Source organism: Flexilinea flocculi, from assembly GCF_001192795.1.
In the GTDB taxonomy this organism is placed as follows: Bacteria; Chloroflexota; Anaerolineae; order Anaerolineales; family Anaerolineaceae; genus Flexilinea; species Flexilinea flocculi.
The window spans coordinates 1,742,833-1,758,251 of record NZ_DF968181.1 but is presented as its reverse complement, the minus strand read 5'-3'; the positions used below and the strand labels follow the sequence as shown (position 1 = coordinate 1,758,251).

Genomic DNA, 15,419 nt, shown 5'->3' with positions numbered 1-15,419 from the left:
TATGTTAGAAATCAAATCAGTAAGTAAGAATTTTGGTGGTGTACAAGCACTTAAAGATATTAGCTTCCAGGTGGAAGAAGGTGAAATCCATGCTGTCGTTGGAGAGAACGGAGCTGGAAAATCCACTTTAATGAATATATTGAGCGGTGTTTATACTGATTATTTGGGGGAGCTGCTTTGGAATGGCCAGCCTCTGAGATTTAAAAATCCGCGCGATGCACAAATTCATGGAGTAGCGATTATTCACCAGGAGTTGAATTTAATAACGGAATTAACGATTACAGAGAATATTTTCTTGGGTCGTGAATCTTATACTCCATTGGGTATATTGGATAATAAAAAAATGGAAAACGAAGCCATTAAACTTCTCGAAAGATTAAATCTTTATATTAATCCAAACAGAAAAGTAAAAGGCTTAAGAATGGGTGAACAACAATTGGTAGAAGTAGCGAAAGCGCTCTCCCTTGATGCGAAACTACTGATTTTAGATGAGCCAACCTCAGCTTTGAGCGAAAATGAAATTGAAAAACTTTTTGCAGTCATCAAATCTCTCAAACAAGAGGGTACAACAATGATTTATATCTCTCATAAATTAGATGAAATATTTCAAATTTCAGATCGAATAACCGTTTTTCGGGATGGTCAATACATTGGAACAAAGTTGACCAAATCGGTCAACCAAAAAGAATTGATACAAATGATGGTTAACCGTGAATTTGAAGAATTGTTCCCCAATACAACTGCACAGGCGGGAAATACCGTTTTGGAGGTAAAAAATTTATTTCTGTCTGATGATCCACGCAAAGGACGCCATCCTCTATACAATATTTCTTTTGACTTAAAACGGGGTGAGATTATCGGAGTAGCGGGATTATTAGGTGCCGGTCGTACAGAACTTCTTGAGACTCTTTTCGGAGTGAACAATCCAAAACGAGTAAAAGGTCAAATTTTAATAAACGGTCTTGAGTGCCATTTTCACTCACCATCAGATGCAATTGATGCAGGCCTGGCATTTGTGACGGAAGATCGGAAAACACAAAGTTTAATTTTAAAAATGTCAGTGGCTCACAATATCACGATTTCTGCCTTAAAAAAATTCCTTACACATCAAATAATTCGAAAAAAAGACGAAAATAATGCTGTTCAATTATCAATCAAAGAGCTGCAAATTAAAACATCTTCCCCCAATGTTTTAGTAAGTAAACTCTCTGGTGGTAATCAGCAAAAAGTTTCCTTAGCCAAATGTCTATTAACGAATCCTCATATATTATTGTTAGATGAACCAACACATGGCATTGATGTAGGTGCGAAAGCTGAAATTTATGCCTTATTAAGTCGATTAGTTAATGCCGGTGCCAGTATTATTATGGCATCCTCAGAACTACCTGAGATATTAGCCATGTGTGATCGAATTCTCGTTTTATGCGAAGGCCGATTAACAGCTGTCTTACATCGATCTGAAGCCACACAGGAAAAGATTATGGAAGCTGCTACTGAATTTCAAACAAGCGTGACTGAAACGTTGATCCCACAATCATAGGATGACCATCTATGCAAGAAAAAAATTTACACACTCTCATTGTTACTCCTGAAAGAAAAAAAATTGGAGATATCGTTGGAAAACTTTTTTTGCGCTCCCAAAGCTATTTTGGATTATTTGGAATATTTATACTATCAATAATCTTATCACCTGTCCGTAATGGACATATTGTATTTCTGAATCCTGAAAATTTGCTAAATATTGTTCGTTTTGCATCAGAGAATGGAATAATTGCTGTCGGGATGACATTGGTGATTATGCTGGCTGGAATTGATTTATCTGTTGGTGCTGTTTTGGCGTTAAGTGCTGTCGGTTCTGCGTCATTAATGATGCGCAGCGACTGGGAGGTAGTACCTACTTTACTCGTTATATTTGCTGCGGGAGCATTCATTGGTTTCATTAATGGAGTCATAACGACCAAGATAAAAATTCAGCCATTTATTGTAACCTTAGCAATGATGACAATTGCTCGTGGTATTGCTTCATTATGGTCAGGTGGATATGCAATTCCATTAGCTTTTGGCGGCGCCGGGGCTCCTCAGGCTTATAAGGATATGTTCGCGGGTCATGTTAATCTATTCGGATTGGAGGTTCCAGTTCAGGTATTTTATCTGGCAGGTGTCGGGATTATTGCATCTTTCATCTTAAAAAAAACAGGATTCGGGAGGCATGTACTCGCTGTTGGAGGAAATGAAGTAGCAGCCAGACTTTCCGGTGTTGCAGTCGACCGAACAAAGATTATAGTATTTACATTATGCAGCTTTTTGGCTTCATTAGCTGCAATGCTTCATGCGGCCTTAGTGAACCAGGGAAGTCATATCGATGGTAACGGTTATGAGACAAATGCTATTGCTGCTGTTGTTATTGGCGGTACCAGTATGGCAGGTGGATCAGGAACAGTGTTAGGTTCTGTCATGGGAGCAATTATATTGAGCATCCTGGATAATATCTTAGGATTGCGTAATATTCAGTCTGAATATCAAATGATTCTTAAAGGTGCCTTAATCATCCTGGCTGTTATTTCACAAAAGCAAAAATCAGAATAAGAATTCGATATTGATCGGAAAAAGTATCTAAATATCATTCATATAAAACAAAAAAATACATGGAATGAAATCGTTTATAGCATAGGATGAATCCTTCATCATGGGAAAAAATCAATAATGATGTAAACGTTTTCTTCACCTTTATTCGACTATAACTCTGTTTGTCATTCGCTTTTTTTTTATTATGAGAACCAAGAAAGGAGGCCGTATTTTTGAAGGAAATTACAGAGTTTCCATCTATTGTTAATTTAATATTGTATACGCTGTTCGATTATTGTCTTACAAACATAAAGAGGAGATATTTCAATGAATACCAAAAAATTTGTATTGGTAATATTTGTTATTCTGACTGTGTTAACAACTACAGTTATGGCGATTGCTGCCCCAGCCAACGAAGATAAATTCTTAATTGGTATGTCCCAGGCTAATAAAGGTGAACCCTGGCGACAGGCGATGAATGACCAAATCGCAGCTGCAGCAGCGGCATACCCCGAATTGGAAGTTGTTTTTGCAGATGCTGCTCAAAACAATGCCAAACAGGTTGCTGATGTCGAAAATTTCTTGCAACAAGGCATCGATTTACTTATCATTTCGCCAAACGAGGCAGCTCCATTGACGGATGTAGTTGCTAAAGCATATGACAAAGGTATTCCTGTGATTGTGTTGGATCGTAAAGTAAATGGCGAGAAATACACGATGTGGATTGGTGCAGATAATGTCCTTATCGGACAAAAAGCAGGAGAGTATGTTGCGAAATGGTGTAAAGATAAAGCAATAACTCCGTGTAATGTGCTTGAAATTCGTGGTTTGGAGGGTGCAACACCGGCAAAGGAACGCGGAGATGGTTTCCGCGAAGGAATTGCATCAAATACAGATGTGGCAATTATTGCAAGCCAGAACGCAGATTGGTTACGGGAGAAAGCTATTCCGGTTTCACAATCAATGTTTGCAGCAAATCCCGAATTTAATGTAGTTTATGCGCATAATGATCCAATGGCTGAAGCAGCAATCATTTCGGCAGAGAATGCCAAAATTGATTTGAGCGATAAGGTTGTCATCGGAATCGATGGTCTGCCCACCTTGGATGGTGGTATTAAATCTGTGATGGATGGCCGGATAAATGTAACTTATGTTTATCCAACTGGTGGCGCTGAAGCAATCGACTGGGCAGTGAAGATCCTTGAAAAGAGTGTCGAACCTGAGAGGACCGTAGTTCTTGAAACCATAGAAATCACCAAAGATAACGCTGAGGAAATGTACAAAAAATTTGGCGGAAGTTAATTAATTCGTGATATTTGGGCTTTTGATTGTTATTAAGTCAAAAGCCCAAATCATTTAGACGATCGTTTTAATGAAAGCACGTTTCATTGGTTATGCATACGCAAGAATAGCATTGATCAAGGCGATCGCAATGGCTTTGATTAATGTATTGGTGTCAATAAACATCAGCCTTGTTAGATTTCTTTGAATTACATATCTGCCAGAAGACAGGCCATGATACCTTTCTGGGCATGCAAACGGTTATGTGCTTCCGGAAAAACTCTGGATTGCGGACCATCTTGAACTTCATCAGTAATTTCCTGGCCGCGATGGGAAGGCAGACAATGCATGACAATCGCCTCTTTCGGAGCCGTAGATAGTAATTCTTGATTGACCTGATAGGGTTTAAATATTTTTAACCGTGTTTCTGATTCTGCTTCCTGCCCCATACTGACCCATGTATCAGTATAAATAACTTGCGCATTTTTTACAACTTCATAAGGATCGTTACTGAAATGCAAGGAACTCCCGCTGATAGTTGAAAAATCTTTCGCCATTGAAATGGCGTTTTCCGGCATGTCATAACCTGCAGGATTGGCAATTGAGAAATTCGCTCCCATTTTTGTACATGCGTGCATGAGTGAGACTGCTACGTTATTCCCGTCTCCGACAAACGCCACATTAATTCCCTTGAGTGTGCCGAATTCTTCCAGAATTGTCATGACATCTGCCATACCCTGACAGGGATGATTGTAATCTGAAAGTCCATTGATCACTGGAATTCCGGCATATTTTGCCAGTTCTACGATATGCTCATGTTTGAATACACGAGCCATGATTGCGTCTACATATCCAGCGAGAACTTGTGCTATATCTTTCACAGCTTCTCGTTTTCCTAAACCAATTTCATCCGGTGAAAGATAAAATGCATATCCACCGAGCTGTTGCATCCCCATCTCAAAACTGACACGTGTTCGAAGTGAAGCTTTCTGAAAAACCAATGCCATTGATTTTCCTCGTAAAATCGGTTTATTCCCGCCAGATTTTAACTCTTTTTTTAATTGAATTGATACATCTAAAATATGCATCAATTCCGGTTCGGAATAATCCGCAATTGATAAGAAATGGTTCATTTTCATAATCGTTGACTCCTTTAAATGAATGAACAATAAAAAACAAATCAACTTTAACGATTCTCTAAATAATCCGAATCGATACAAATTGATCTTTTTGGTATGAAATTTTCTGTTTTATCGAACAGAAAATGATGGATCATGCCAGCAATTTCGATTTTCTTTCCTTGGCTGGAACGTAAAATTTGTCTCAGGCATCTGGACCATATTTATTAAAAGCCTTCAATGTGAAGTAATCCAAAACGCGATGAATACCAGTTCCAAGTAAATTACTTGCAGTGTACAATAATTTTGTGTCACGATCAGGCATGATGACGTATTTTTTTTGTTGGATACCTTGTAAAATTTTTGTTGCAACAAAATCAGGCGACAATGGTTTAATGGTTCCACTTACTTCTCGAGTAATTTTTGGCTTGAACTGATTCTCATAAGCAAGCTGCGGTGTGTCAGTGTCGGGAGGAAAAACGATGGAGACTTGAACGTGATAAGGTTTTAATTCGGATCGCAGAACATCGCACAATCCTCGAATAGCATATTTTGAACCACTATAGGCTGAATACCCCCAGATACCGATGAATGAAGCTGCGGATCCCATAGCGACGATATGACCGGATTTTCTTTCTTTCATTTTCGGAACGACCGTCTGAAACAGATTGACAGCGCCAAAATAATTCGTATCCATCATCCAGTGAAATTGTTCATTTGAAATTTTCTCAAAGACGGCAGGATAGACAACACCAGCGGAATGAACAACGATATCAGGAACGCCAAAGCGGTCAAATACTGGCGACAGCGTGTTTTTTACTGTTTCAAAACTCCGCATATCAACTGAAACTGTCTCAACAAATTGTCGATCGTCGATAAAAGATTTTGAGATTTCTTCTTTTGCTGTCGCAAGTTGATTTTCTCGCCGTGCACAAATTAAGAGCGAAGCGCCCTTTTCAGCCATCTTTTTTGCAAGTGATAGTCCGATCCCGCTGGATCCACCGGAAATTAATACCAGTTTGTTTGATAATTTCATTTGATCTGGTTTTCCCATATATGCCTTTAATGTCCGCAATGTGAACAACTGCCACCGGAGCAGCTCTGACAACTTCCAGCAGAATTGTTTCCGGATAGATGATCGCCTTTACTGAAACATTTTGATACGATACGATGTGTTTTTGCGCTTCTGCACGAAGCACAGACAGCTGCATCGTCAGCCTGACTAATTGATCGTACTAATTCAAACTTTTTTAAACATTCTTCACAAATATATTCATAAATTGGCATCGATCAGCCTCCAATTTGTTTATTTTGGGAATAATTCTCATATAATAAATCGCAATTCAAAATTTGAAAAAATCTTTTGAGAAAAGAGCGAAAAAGAGTTTTTATAAGGTTTTTGCGAAGTGCGTAAAAACCTTATAAAAACAAATGATCTTTTCCATATTTTAAATCGATGCCAATTATATTGCAAAAACGATTCGAAATTTCGCTAAAGTGACCGTTATTTTGTGAAAAGTACTTAACAGTGCCTGCTTAATCCGTAATTCGAAAAGTCACCCCATATTTCGAGTTGTTGCTGCGTGCAGCTTTCAAAACCGAGAATCTATTCGCGATTGACAATGATTTCAATTCATGAAAACAATGAAAAAAATTTACTGTTGAATAATTTGATAGCTTTTTGCAAGACGTGCAGTTCGGGCAGCAAGTTCTTTTATCGAAAGTCTTTCTTTCCCTTTGATATAGGTCTCAAGCAGGTCCCCAATAGGATCTGCCCAGACAGGCGGAACACCTTTCATCACTCCAAGAATATTCCCAACCAAACCGGCATTGCAATCGACATCATTTCCCGCTTTTGCGAGGAGTGCCATAGCTTCTGTAAAGTCATCGTTGCAATACCATAAAGAAAATAAGTCAGCTGCCATGTTTGGGTAGGAATGGATCCAGTTATAGCGCTCAAAATGTTTTTCTAATAAGGACCAGGCTTTATCAGGATTTTTATTTTCAGACAGTGTTTTGATAACGAAAGCTGCTTTTTCAGCATATTCCGATCCTGAAGGAATAAAATTCAAGGCATCTTGAATGAGTTTCCGCGAATCACAGGCAGTGAATGCAAGCGCAGTGAGTGCGCCTGCAAACATTTCCCCACAAACACCATTGGAGGCATGCGAGACTACGCCATCGATGTATGAAAGCCGGATGGCTTCCAGTGGATTGGCTGGTGCGAGCATGCCGCAAATCATACCTCTCATTTGTGCCCCGATCCAATCAGAATAGAAATTGAGAAACTTCCCTGATTCAGGTGGGAAAATTCCCATACTCAAATTGCGTAATGCGACCCATTCCGCAGACCACCCGAAAGGAATCTGCCGGATCCATTCCACCCCGATTTCCTCTGAGGTGATATTGCTGCCCATCCTTTCAAAAACGTCGAGAAAAACGAGTTCGTAGAGGACATCATCGTTCTTTGTTTCAGGAGGTGTGATATAAGATCGGACTTCGCCATATACTTTTGCAATTTGTGTACCTGTGTACCCTTCAATCGCTGTTCCAAAGGATCCGCCAGCCAGCTGTCCTAACCAGCCCCAATAAATTTTTTCGTTAAACGAATCTAACCAGAGTACAGGAGGAAAGCTCTGTGATGCAGAAGGAAGTGCATGAACAATTTCATCCCAGGATGAATATTGCGCATAGCCATTATATGGATGGTTCGGGATTTTCGACGCAGTTCTCAAATGGTTGAGTAGTTTTACTGTTAATACTCTTAATGCTTCCATTTGATCAGAGGCACGAAGAGCAATTCCGATTGGGATCAGTTTTTCTGCTTCTGAAACATCATACCCCTGATTGGACCAGGCTTGCACCATCTCCTGATATGGAATTTCTGGAGCAAGTGAACCCGGAACACTCGAATTCCAAAACAAACGGATGAGATCATCTCCGGATGGCGCAGAAAAATCGGATTCGTACCAATGGGATGCATGCTTTCTTCTATCGATCGGAATTGCTGAATCTCGTAATTCTCTTTCCAATTGCCAGGCTTTTTTCATCATATCAATGCCTCTTTCTTTTTTTTGCGAATCGAATAAATAAATAACGCGATCAATGTCGCAACATAAGGTACCATTGATGTGAATTGTGAAGGAAGTGATTGCTGGAGAAATAATCCTAATCCATCAGCAAACCCAAACAAGAGTGAGACGAGTGCAATGCCAAGAGGATTTCCAGAGACAAGTATGACTGCAGCGAGGGAGATCCAGCCACGACCAGCAGACATATTCTCAGTAAAGAGCGTTACATACCCAAGGGAGAGGAAAGAACCCGCAAATCCACATAGTATTCCACATAGCATTAAGGAATGAAAACGGATTAAATTGGATGATACTCCGCTTGTATCCAGACATGTGCTGTTGTACCCGGCTGCCCGCAGGCGTAAGCCGAAACGTGTTTTAAACACAAGCCAGGTGATGAAGATTACAGCAATCAACGCGATATATACAATTAGGTTCTGTCCACTAAGAATTTTCCCTAAAACCGGAATATTTTGGATCATTGGAATTTGAATTTTGGGAATTGGAACGATTCCCGGATCAGTAAAAGCTCCTTTGACATTAAATATCTGTCGCAGTAGATAAGTTGTTAATCCCACCGCAAAAAGATTTAATCCGACACCGGTCACAAATTCATCTACTTTTAGAAAAATTGAGAAAAAAATGAAAATCAGGGCGATCAGAATCGCACCAAGAACGCCAAAGAGGATTCCGACAATCCAGCTATGAAAAAAATATGATCCAAGAACAGCAAAAAAAGCGCCACTTAACATCATTCCTTCCATAGCAATATTGAAAATACCTGCATAATACGTTAGCGTACCACCAAGTGCTGCCAGCAGAATGGGTGTGGCTGCAGCGATCATCCCATTAATTAATCCAATCATGATATTCATAGCTTTGTATCCTCTCTGTTGATCGCGTTTTGATCGATAAACTGTGGATGAATATCACGATCTTTGAGCTTGCGCCTGGTTGCAATTTTCGCGATCATTAATTCAAAATATCCTCTTCCTGCAACAACTACAAGGACAATAACTGCTTGAAGAACAGTAATCAGTTCACTAGGAACAGCCGTAATCAGCTCCATTCCCAATGATCCTGTCTGCAAAATTGAAAAGAACAGACCATACAATAATGTTGCAGTAATTCCATTATTTGCCACCATAGCGATCATAATGCCATCCCAAGCATAATTCGCGCCTAAACCTTTAATAAAACGGTGCGGTCCCGACATAATAACCAGACCGCCTGCCAAACCTGCCAAAGCCCCTGTCAGAAGCATGACTGAGAGATAATTTTTTTCAATTTTTACACCACCGATACGAGCAAAAAGACTGTTTTTGCCAGAGATTCTCCATTCATATCCTGCAATCGTACGGTTAAAAATGAACCAGATCACAAAGAAAACAAGCAGCATCACAATGACATTGGTGTTAAAATTTCCCCATTTCGGCATGAAACCATTTTTTGTGATCAATGGTGTTTGAGGATGATTTGCGCGGGGTTCGAATAATGGATAAGTAATTGCCCAATACGTGAGGTAATCTGCAATCATATTCAACATCAGCGTTGTAATGAACTCATCCATCCGAAAGAACTTCTTTAAGAGAGCTGCAATTCCTGACCAAAAAGCACCTCCGAGCATGGAAAGCAGCAAAAGGAAAGGGATCATTAAAAACGGTGGCAAATCGACATATAATCCCCCGATTACGCAAAATATTGCACCTATCAGGAATTGTCCTGGTTGACCAAGATTGACTGGACCTGATGCAAATGCAACGGATGCTGAAAGGCCGGTAAGAATCAATGGGACTGCGTTGCGTAAGGTCGTAGAAAACGAATAGAAGTTTGCTAATGAATAACCGAATAACGCGCCATAGGTTTCTGCCGGGTTATAACCCTGAATGAGCATAACAATGGCGCCCAGCAGCATTGCAATTAATACTCCTGCCAGATTTACAAAGAGATTCCGTTTCATTGAGCGCCTCCTTCCAGCATTAAGATTCCAACTTCTTCGATCGAAGTGTGCTCTGTCTCCAAATTGGCAACAATCTGACCGCGATGAAGGACCAGAATTCGATCGGAGAGTCGAAAGAGTTCTTCCAGGTCTGCTGAAAGCAAGAGGATTGCATGACCTTCATCTTTCATTTGAAGGATGTGCTCATGGACATATTCAATGGAACCTACGTCTAATCCACGAGTTGGTTGATCGAGGAGAAGAAATGGCGTATCCAATGACAATTCACGTCCTAAAATTGTTTTTTGCTGGTTTCCTCCTGAAAGTGATCGCATTTCTGCATCCGTGCTGTCCATCTGAATATCAAACGAATTCCTGACTTCTTCACTGAATTTATTAATTTGAGCTTTTTCTAAAACAATACCATTCCATTTTGAAAAACGACTGTTTAACCGGTGATGCGTCATCAGAATATTTTCAGAAATCGAGGCATTAAGACAGGAACCCATATTGGCGCGATCTTGAGAAACAAATGAGATTTTTTTCCTTCGTTCAAGAATGGAAGCGTGAGTAAAATCGTCTCCCTGAATTTCAATTTTTCCGTGATCTGGCTTTATCAATCCCATAATGATATTGACTAATTCAAGCTGGCCATTTCCTTCGACACCTGCGATACCGACAATTTCTCCTGCTCTGATTTGCATTTGAATGCTTTGCAGAAGCGGTCGATTTTTCGGGAATGAATAATCAACGCCACTCATATCAAAAACGACATCTCCTGTTTTCTGTTGTTTGCGAATGGATTCAAAAATGACTTCTCTGCCTACCATCATTTGCGAAAGGGATCTTTTTGTCGCACCAGACGATTCAATTGTGTCAATTTTGGAACCTTTGCGCAGAACGGTGATTCTGTCACTTAATTCCAGGACTTCTTCAAGATGATGGGATATATACACAATTGTCCGTCCATTGTCACGCATTCTTCGCAATTCATCAAAAAGCTGGGGTATCTCCTGTGGAGTGAGAACAGAAGTCGGTTCATCGAGAATCAGAAATGACACATTTCGATACAGCAGTTTTAATATTTCAACTTTCTGCCGAGCAGCAACAGAAATATCTTCTACCCGGGCATCCGGATCTAAATGGAATTGGAATTCATCGATTTGCTGTTTTACTTTTTGTCTGGATTTCTGGCGGTCAATTTTCCCGAAATACCCCGTCGGTTCAACTCCCAGTATTACATTTTCCCAAATTGTGTATTCAGGAATCAGGAGGATTTCCTGATGAACCATACCGATTCCGCTGGAAATCGCTTCGCCTGGTTTATTAAACCGAACCTGATTCCCTTTAAAAAAAATATTGCCGGAATTTGCTTCCTGCATCCCATAAAGGATTTTCATTAATGTTGTTTTCCCGGCACCGTTTTCACCAACAACAGCATGAATTTCTCCTTCCCGAAACGTTACACTGACATCATCCAATGCAACAACATTCGGCGGGAAAACCTTAACGATATGATCCATTGTAATCACATCTGTCATCATTTCACCCTTTTATCCGCAATTGGAAATATGAGGAAAATTTGAAATATTCTCCCTATTATTCAAAACTTTTTCCAAATTTCGAATTACTTCCCTTTGAATTTCAAATTGTTAATTTGAGACGCCAGAAATCTGGCGTCTCAAATATTAAATCTTATTTTGAAGAAAGCAGTTATTCTGCCTGATAAATATCGATTTTAAGCGCACCGCTTATGATGTCTGAACGAAGAGAATCGACTTTATCGATAATCGCTTTGGGCAGTATGTCGCTATTTCCCTCAAAAACAACATCGACCGCTTTTGTAGCCAGTCCATACGAAAGAATTGTACCTGGAACATAGGTTTTTTCATCGATGGTTTTGTAAACATTGATAATTGCCATTCCAACATCTTTTATATCAGAGGCTGCTACGTGTCCTGGAATGATATTATTCTGATTTGTGTCGACCCCAATGGAATAGAGTCCTCGATCACCGGATGCCTGAAGAACACCCATACCTGCAGCAGCAGCGACTTGAAACACAATATCAGCGCCAAGATCGTATAACTGGAGTGTGGCTTGTTTCGCTTTTGCAGTGTCTTCCCAATCACCGAGATATTTTCGTTCCACCTTTATTTCAGGATCGATGTAATGGGCGCCATTTTCGTATGCAAAAAGAAATGCATCCACAACAGGATCTACATCACCGCCAACAACGCCGATTAATTTGTCAGCGTTGATGTTGGGAATGGTTGTATCTGTAGTGACCATTGCTGCAACGACGCCGGCAAGAAATGCGCTCTCTTCTTCAATAAAATCGACACTGGTTATGGTCTTTTGTGAGTTTTCTACAATAGTGTCGAGATTGACGAAAATTTTTTCTGGAAATCGATCTGCAATTTCTTTCAGTTGATCTTCAAAACCGTATGAGATCACGAAAATAATATCTGCATAGCCGGCTGCCGCTTCCAGAGATGGTTCATATTGGCCTGCATCAAAACCACATTCAATGGTACGGATATCCAATCCATATTGGTCTCGGAGATATTCCATTCCAGCCTGACCCGAATCATAGAATGCATTATCTCCTAATGAACCGTTAATTAAATAAACTGCTCTTTTTTTTGCATCTGCTTTATGCACAGGGGAAAATGCACTGGCGCTGATTACGACAATAAGAACAATACTGATTAAGAACAACAATTTCCTATTTTTCATTTTTCTCCTTATAGTGTCAATGTTTTTTGTGAAAAAATGAGTTTTAATAATTATACGCTCATACAAGAACCATACGGCAAATCTGCAGTGATTGGAAATCCGAGCCAATTTTATATTATTACATTATTCTTGCATAATGCATAATATCAGCGAAATAATTTGGTTTCTATTTTTTATTAATACTTGTCAAAAACTCAAGATTTTTAATATTCCATCATAACTCTTCTATGCATCTAATAAACTTTGGATTATTTTTACAATATGTGAACTCGAATCCGGTCGACCGATCCGTCTTGCATTTTCGGCAGCAAGTTTTAACCCTGCCTTATTATTTCTGAGCCAAAGAGAAATCGTTTCGATCAGTTTAATCGGATCTGATATGACAATGCCCGCACCGTTATTTTGGACAAAACTTGCATTTCCTTCTTCTTGCCCTGGCAGAACATCAATCAATATCATTGGTAAACCTGCAGCCAGTGCCTCGCTGGTAACCAATCCCCCCGCTTTGGTCACTACGAAATCAGATGCAAGCATCATTTCTGGCAATTCTTGTGTGAAATTAACGATTTTTACAGGGATATTCCATTGTGTACTTTGCATGGTTTGATAGAGTTTTTCATCACCTCCCGCTGCCATGATCAGCTGGAGATCAAAACCACTGTGATTCATTACGGTCAGGTTTTCCATTAAATTGGATACTCGCTTGCTGCCAATAGCCAGGACTGTGGTTTTTTCAGGATCGAGACCAAAGTACACCCTCAGTGCGGCTTTTGTACGAGTTTCTTCAGAAAAAACCGGATTAATAGGAATTCCAGTGCAAAAAACTTTTTCTGGTGACAGACCGTTTTGAATAACCTGGTAACGCATTAATTCGGTGGCAACACAATAAGCATCCGGAAGCAAACTCATCCATAACAGATGAACTGAAGCAAAATCCGTAATGACTGTAATGAACGGAATGTGTTTGCCACGAAAAGAGAATTTGCTGATAGCAGATTGTGGTAAAAATTTTGAGATTTCTTCTGAAGTCCAGGAAGCTTCATTAATAAGATACCAGGTTTGTGCTGGCGGATGATACAGTGGATAGGTATTGACAATAATATCAGGTTGATACTCATCCATCTCGTTTGAAAAGGATTTGAACAAAAGCGCTGATAGTCCAATCTGGGCAAGTTGTGAGGGAAATGGTTTATCGCTGCTTTCGTATCCAAATTCGTACAATTTCGGAGATTCTCTGATTAATTTATCATAGTCATACTGTGAATTTCTGAGAAGCGATGGGGTTTTGGGATCATTCAGAAGATTTTGTACTTTTACTTCGATATCCATACTCTTTTGTTTCTGCAGCGTTGCGGCGATTGCGTTTGCAGCGCTTCGGTGACCAAAACCCGCATCTGCAGTTAATATCAAGACTCTTTTCATGTTTAACCTCGATCTTAAATAACCTAAGATTTCTACATATGATAATTGAAATTTCAAAAAACAGTAATTCGAGATTTCGAAAAGCCATTGGAGAAAAGAAATAATAATCAATTTACGAGTTGCATTAAAAAGAAATTCTAAAATATACTTGAAAAATAATAATAAATGTAGTATATAATTAACTCAAATACTATGACGAATAATGATTTGAATAATATAAAAATTGCTCCAATTTGTGTTTTCGGTCATTTTGCATTCGGAAGCGAATCATTTGACGGACAAACCATTAAAACTAAAACAATAACTGATTATTTAATCGAGACAGAATTGTTTTCAAAGATTTATACTGTCGATACCTGTGGATGGAAGAATCGGCCTTTTTCTGTATTTTTACAGATGATTCAATCATTTTTTCGTTGTTCAACCATTATCTTTCTTCTTTCACAAAATGGACGAAAAATATTTTATCCATTGTTTTTTATCTGTAAACAATTGATCCCGATCAAAATTTTCCAAATTGTTATAGGAGGAGCTTTAGACAGGCAAGTTTTAAAGAGAAAACAATGGGTTTATTTTCTGAATTCATTTAATGCGAATTTTGTTGAGACGATAGCAATGAAACAGCGATTGAATTCGTTGAACGTTCGAAATGTAATCATGTTACCGAATTGTAAAAAGATAACCGTTTTATCTATCCGTGAGCTCCGGACTGAATTCCAAAAGCCATTCCCGATTTGTACATATTCCAGAGTGATGGAAGAAAAAGGTATTGAAGATGCAATAGAAGCCACTGTAAAGATCAATACAAATAGCAAACAGGTTCTGTTTCATCTTGATATTATCGGCAAGGTTGATCAAAAATATGAAAAGAGATTTTATGAAATAATTAATCAATCCCCTGATTACATCCAATACAAGGGTGTCATCCCATCCGATCATTCGGTAGAAACATTAAAGAATTATTTTTTACTTCTTTTTTTAACTTGCTGGGAAAATGAAGGATTTGCCGGATGCATCATTGATGCCTTCTCTGCCGGATTGCCTGTCGTTGCGAGCAATTGGGGTGGAAATTCAGAAATTATTACCGAAGGAAAAACCGGCCGAATTGTTCCCGTTCATGATCAGGAGCGACTCATTTCTATATTGCAGGAATATGCAGAAGATCCGGGAGCTGTAATGATTATGAAGCAAAATTGTGTAAATGAAGCGCGAAAATATTCACCAGAGCAAGCGCTGAAACCTTTATTAGAGAGACTTGTATAAAGAAACAGGGATTTCTTGAAA

13 protein-coding genes are annotated in these 15,419 nt (G+C 39.2%); 4 read left to right on the top strand and 9 right to left on the bottom strand.

Annotated features, from left to right (window positions below):
• Position 1 precedes the first annotated feature (1 nt).
• The 3 genes from ATC1_RS12215 to ATC1_RS12205 all read left to right on the top strand — a co-directional run bounded on the left by ATC1_RS12215 (position 2) and on the right by ATC1_RS12205 (position 3,867).
• Complete coding sequence (locus ATC1_RS12215) at positions 2-1,540, top strand: sugar ABC transporter ATP-binding protein (RefSeq protein WP_062282589.1); 1,539 nt, start codon at positions 2-4, stop codon at positions 1,538-1,540.
• Between the two features lie 11 nt (positions 1,541-1,551).
• Positions 1,552-2,586 carry an ABC transporter permease gene (locus ATC1_RS12210; RefSeq protein ID WP_062282586.1) on the top strand — a complete coding sequence of 345 codons (1,035 nt, stop codon included), beginning with the start codon at positions 1,552-1,554 and terminating at the stop codon, positions 2,584-2,586.
• A gap of 306 nt (positions 2,587-2,892) precedes the next feature.
• Positions 2,893-3,867, top strand: coding sequence for a substrate-binding domain-containing protein (locus tag ATC1_RS12205; protein ID WP_062282582.1), 975 nt, complete (start codon positions 2,893-2,895; stop codon positions 3,865-3,867).
• A gap of 188 nt (positions 3,868-4,055) precedes the next feature.
• Here ATC1_RS12205 and argF read toward each other — a convergent pair whose 3' ends face one another.
• The 9 genes from argF to ATC1_RS12160 form a co-directional block, all read right to left on the bottom strand.
• Positions 4,056-4,985, bottom strand: coding sequence for an ornithine carbamoyltransferase (gene argF, locus ATC1_RS12200; protein WP_062282579.1), 930 nt, complete (start codon positions 4,983-4,985; stop codon positions 4,056-4,058).
• A gap of 184 nt (positions 4,986-5,169) precedes the next feature.
• On the bottom strand, positions 5,170-6,000 hold the full coding sequence (locus ATC1_RS12195) for an SDR family oxidoreductase (RefSeq protein ID WP_172667788.1): 831 nt from the start codon (positions 5,998-6,000) through the stop codon (positions 5,170-5,172).
• A gap of 26 nt (positions 6,001-6,026) precedes the next feature.
• On the bottom strand, positions 6,027-6,251 hold the full coding sequence (locus ATC1_RS15195) for an FmdB family zinc ribbon protein (protein ID WP_062282573.1): 225 nt from the start codon (positions 6,249-6,251) through the stop codon (positions 6,027-6,029).
• Positions 6,252-6,619: 368 nt separating this feature from the next.
• A complete protein-coding gene (locus ATC1_RS12185; RefSeq protein ID WP_062282570.1) occupies positions 6,620-8,017 on the bottom strand; it encodes an ADP-ribosylglycohydrolase family protein in 1,398 nt (465 codons plus the stop codon).
• Positions 8,014-8,910 (bottom strand): ABC transporter permease, encoded by an 897-nt coding sequence (locus ATC1_RS12180; protein WP_062282567.1) that lies wholly within the window; start codon positions 8,908-8,910, stop codon positions 8,014-8,016. The genes ATC1_RS12185 and ATC1_RS12180 overlap by 4 nt, the downstream gene beginning before the upstream one ends.
• Positions 8,907-9,995, bottom strand: coding sequence for an ABC transporter permease (locus ATC1_RS12175; protein ID WP_062282562.1), 1,089 nt, complete (start codon positions 9,993-9,995; stop codon positions 8,907-8,909). Before ATC1_RS12175 ends, ATC1_RS12180 begins: the two co-directional genes overlap by 4 nt.
• Positions 9,992-11,518, bottom strand: a complete 1,527-nt coding sequence (locus ATC1_RS12170) for an ABC transporter ATP-binding protein (RefSeq protein WP_062282559.1) — start codon at positions 11,516-11,518, stop codon at positions 9,992-9,994. Before ATC1_RS12170 ends, ATC1_RS12175 begins: the two co-directional genes overlap by 4 nt.
• A gap of 169 nt (positions 11,519-11,687) precedes the next feature.
• Positions 11,688-12,713: a BMP family ABC transporter substrate-binding protein gene (locus tag ATC1_RS12165; protein WP_062282556.1), complete on the bottom strand. Its 1,026-nt coding sequence runs from the start codon at positions 12,711-12,713 to the stop codon at positions 11,688-11,690.
• A gap of 225 nt (positions 12,714-12,938) precedes the next feature.
• A complete protein-coding gene (locus ATC1_RS12160; RefSeq protein ID WP_062282551.1) occupies positions 12,939-14,135 on the bottom strand; it encodes an MGDG synthase family glycosyltransferase in 1,197 nt (398 codons plus the stop codon).
• A 615-nt stretch (positions 14,136-14,750) separates the two neighbouring features.
• Between ATC1_RS12160 and ATC1_RS14945 the strand changes: the two genes are divergently transcribed.
• Complete coding sequence (locus ATC1_RS14945; protein WP_172667787.1) at positions 14,751-15,398, top strand: glycosyltransferase; 648 nt, start codon at positions 14,751-14,753, stop codon at positions 15,396-15,398.
• The last annotated feature ends 21 nt before the right edge of the window (positions 15,399-15,419 follow it).

Coding starts and splice junctions, on each gene's coding strand:
- ATC1_RS15195 (WP_062282573.1), bottom strand. CDS start 6,251: ATGCCAATTTATGAATATATTTGTGAAGAATGTTTAAAAAAGTTTGAA.
- ATC1_RS12160 (WP_062282551.1), bottom strand. CDS start 14,135: ATGAAAAGAGTCTTGATATTAACTGCAGATGCGGGTTTTGGTCACCGA.
- ATC1_RS12165 (WP_062282556.1), bottom strand. CDS start 12,713: ATGAAAAATAGGAAATTGTTGTTCTTAATCAGTATTGTTCTTATTGTC.
- argF (WP_062282579.1), bottom strand. CDS start 4,985: ATGAAAATGAACCATTTCTTATCAATTGCGGATTATTCCGAACCGGAA.
- ATC1_RS12195 (WP_172667788.1), bottom strand. CDS start 6,000: ATGAAATTATCAAACAAACTGGTATTAATTTCCGGTGGATCCAGCGGG.
- ATC1_RS12170 (WP_062282559.1), bottom strand. CDS start 11,518: ATGATGACAGATGTGATTACAATGGATCATATCGTTAAGGTTTTCCCG.
- ATC1_RS12210 (WP_062282586.1), top strand. CDS start 1,552: ATGCAAGAAAAAAATTTACACACTCTCATTGTTACTCCTGAAAGAAAA.
- ATC1_RS12185 (WP_062282570.1), bottom strand. CDS start 8,017: ATGATGAAAAAAGCCTGGCAATTGGAAAGAGAATTACGAGATTCAGCA.
- ATC1_RS14945 (WP_172667787.1), top strand. CDS start 14,751: ATGAAACAGCGATTGAATTCGTTGAACGTTCGAAATGTAATCATGTTA.
- ATC1_RS12215 (WP_062282589.1), top strand. CDS start 2: ATGTTAGAAATCAAATCAGTAAGTAAGAATTTTGGTGGTGTACAAGCA.
- ATC1_RS12205 (WP_062282582.1), top strand. CDS start 2,893: ATGAATACCAAAAAATTTGTATTGGTAATATTTGTTATTCTGACTGTG.
- ATC1_RS12180 (WP_062282567.1), bottom strand. CDS start 8,910: ATGAATATCATGATTGGATTAATTAATGGGATGATCGCTGCAGCCACA.
- ATC1_RS12175 (WP_062282562.1), bottom strand. CDS start 9,995: ATGAAACGGAATCTCTTTGTAAATCTGGCAGGAGTATTAATTGCAATG.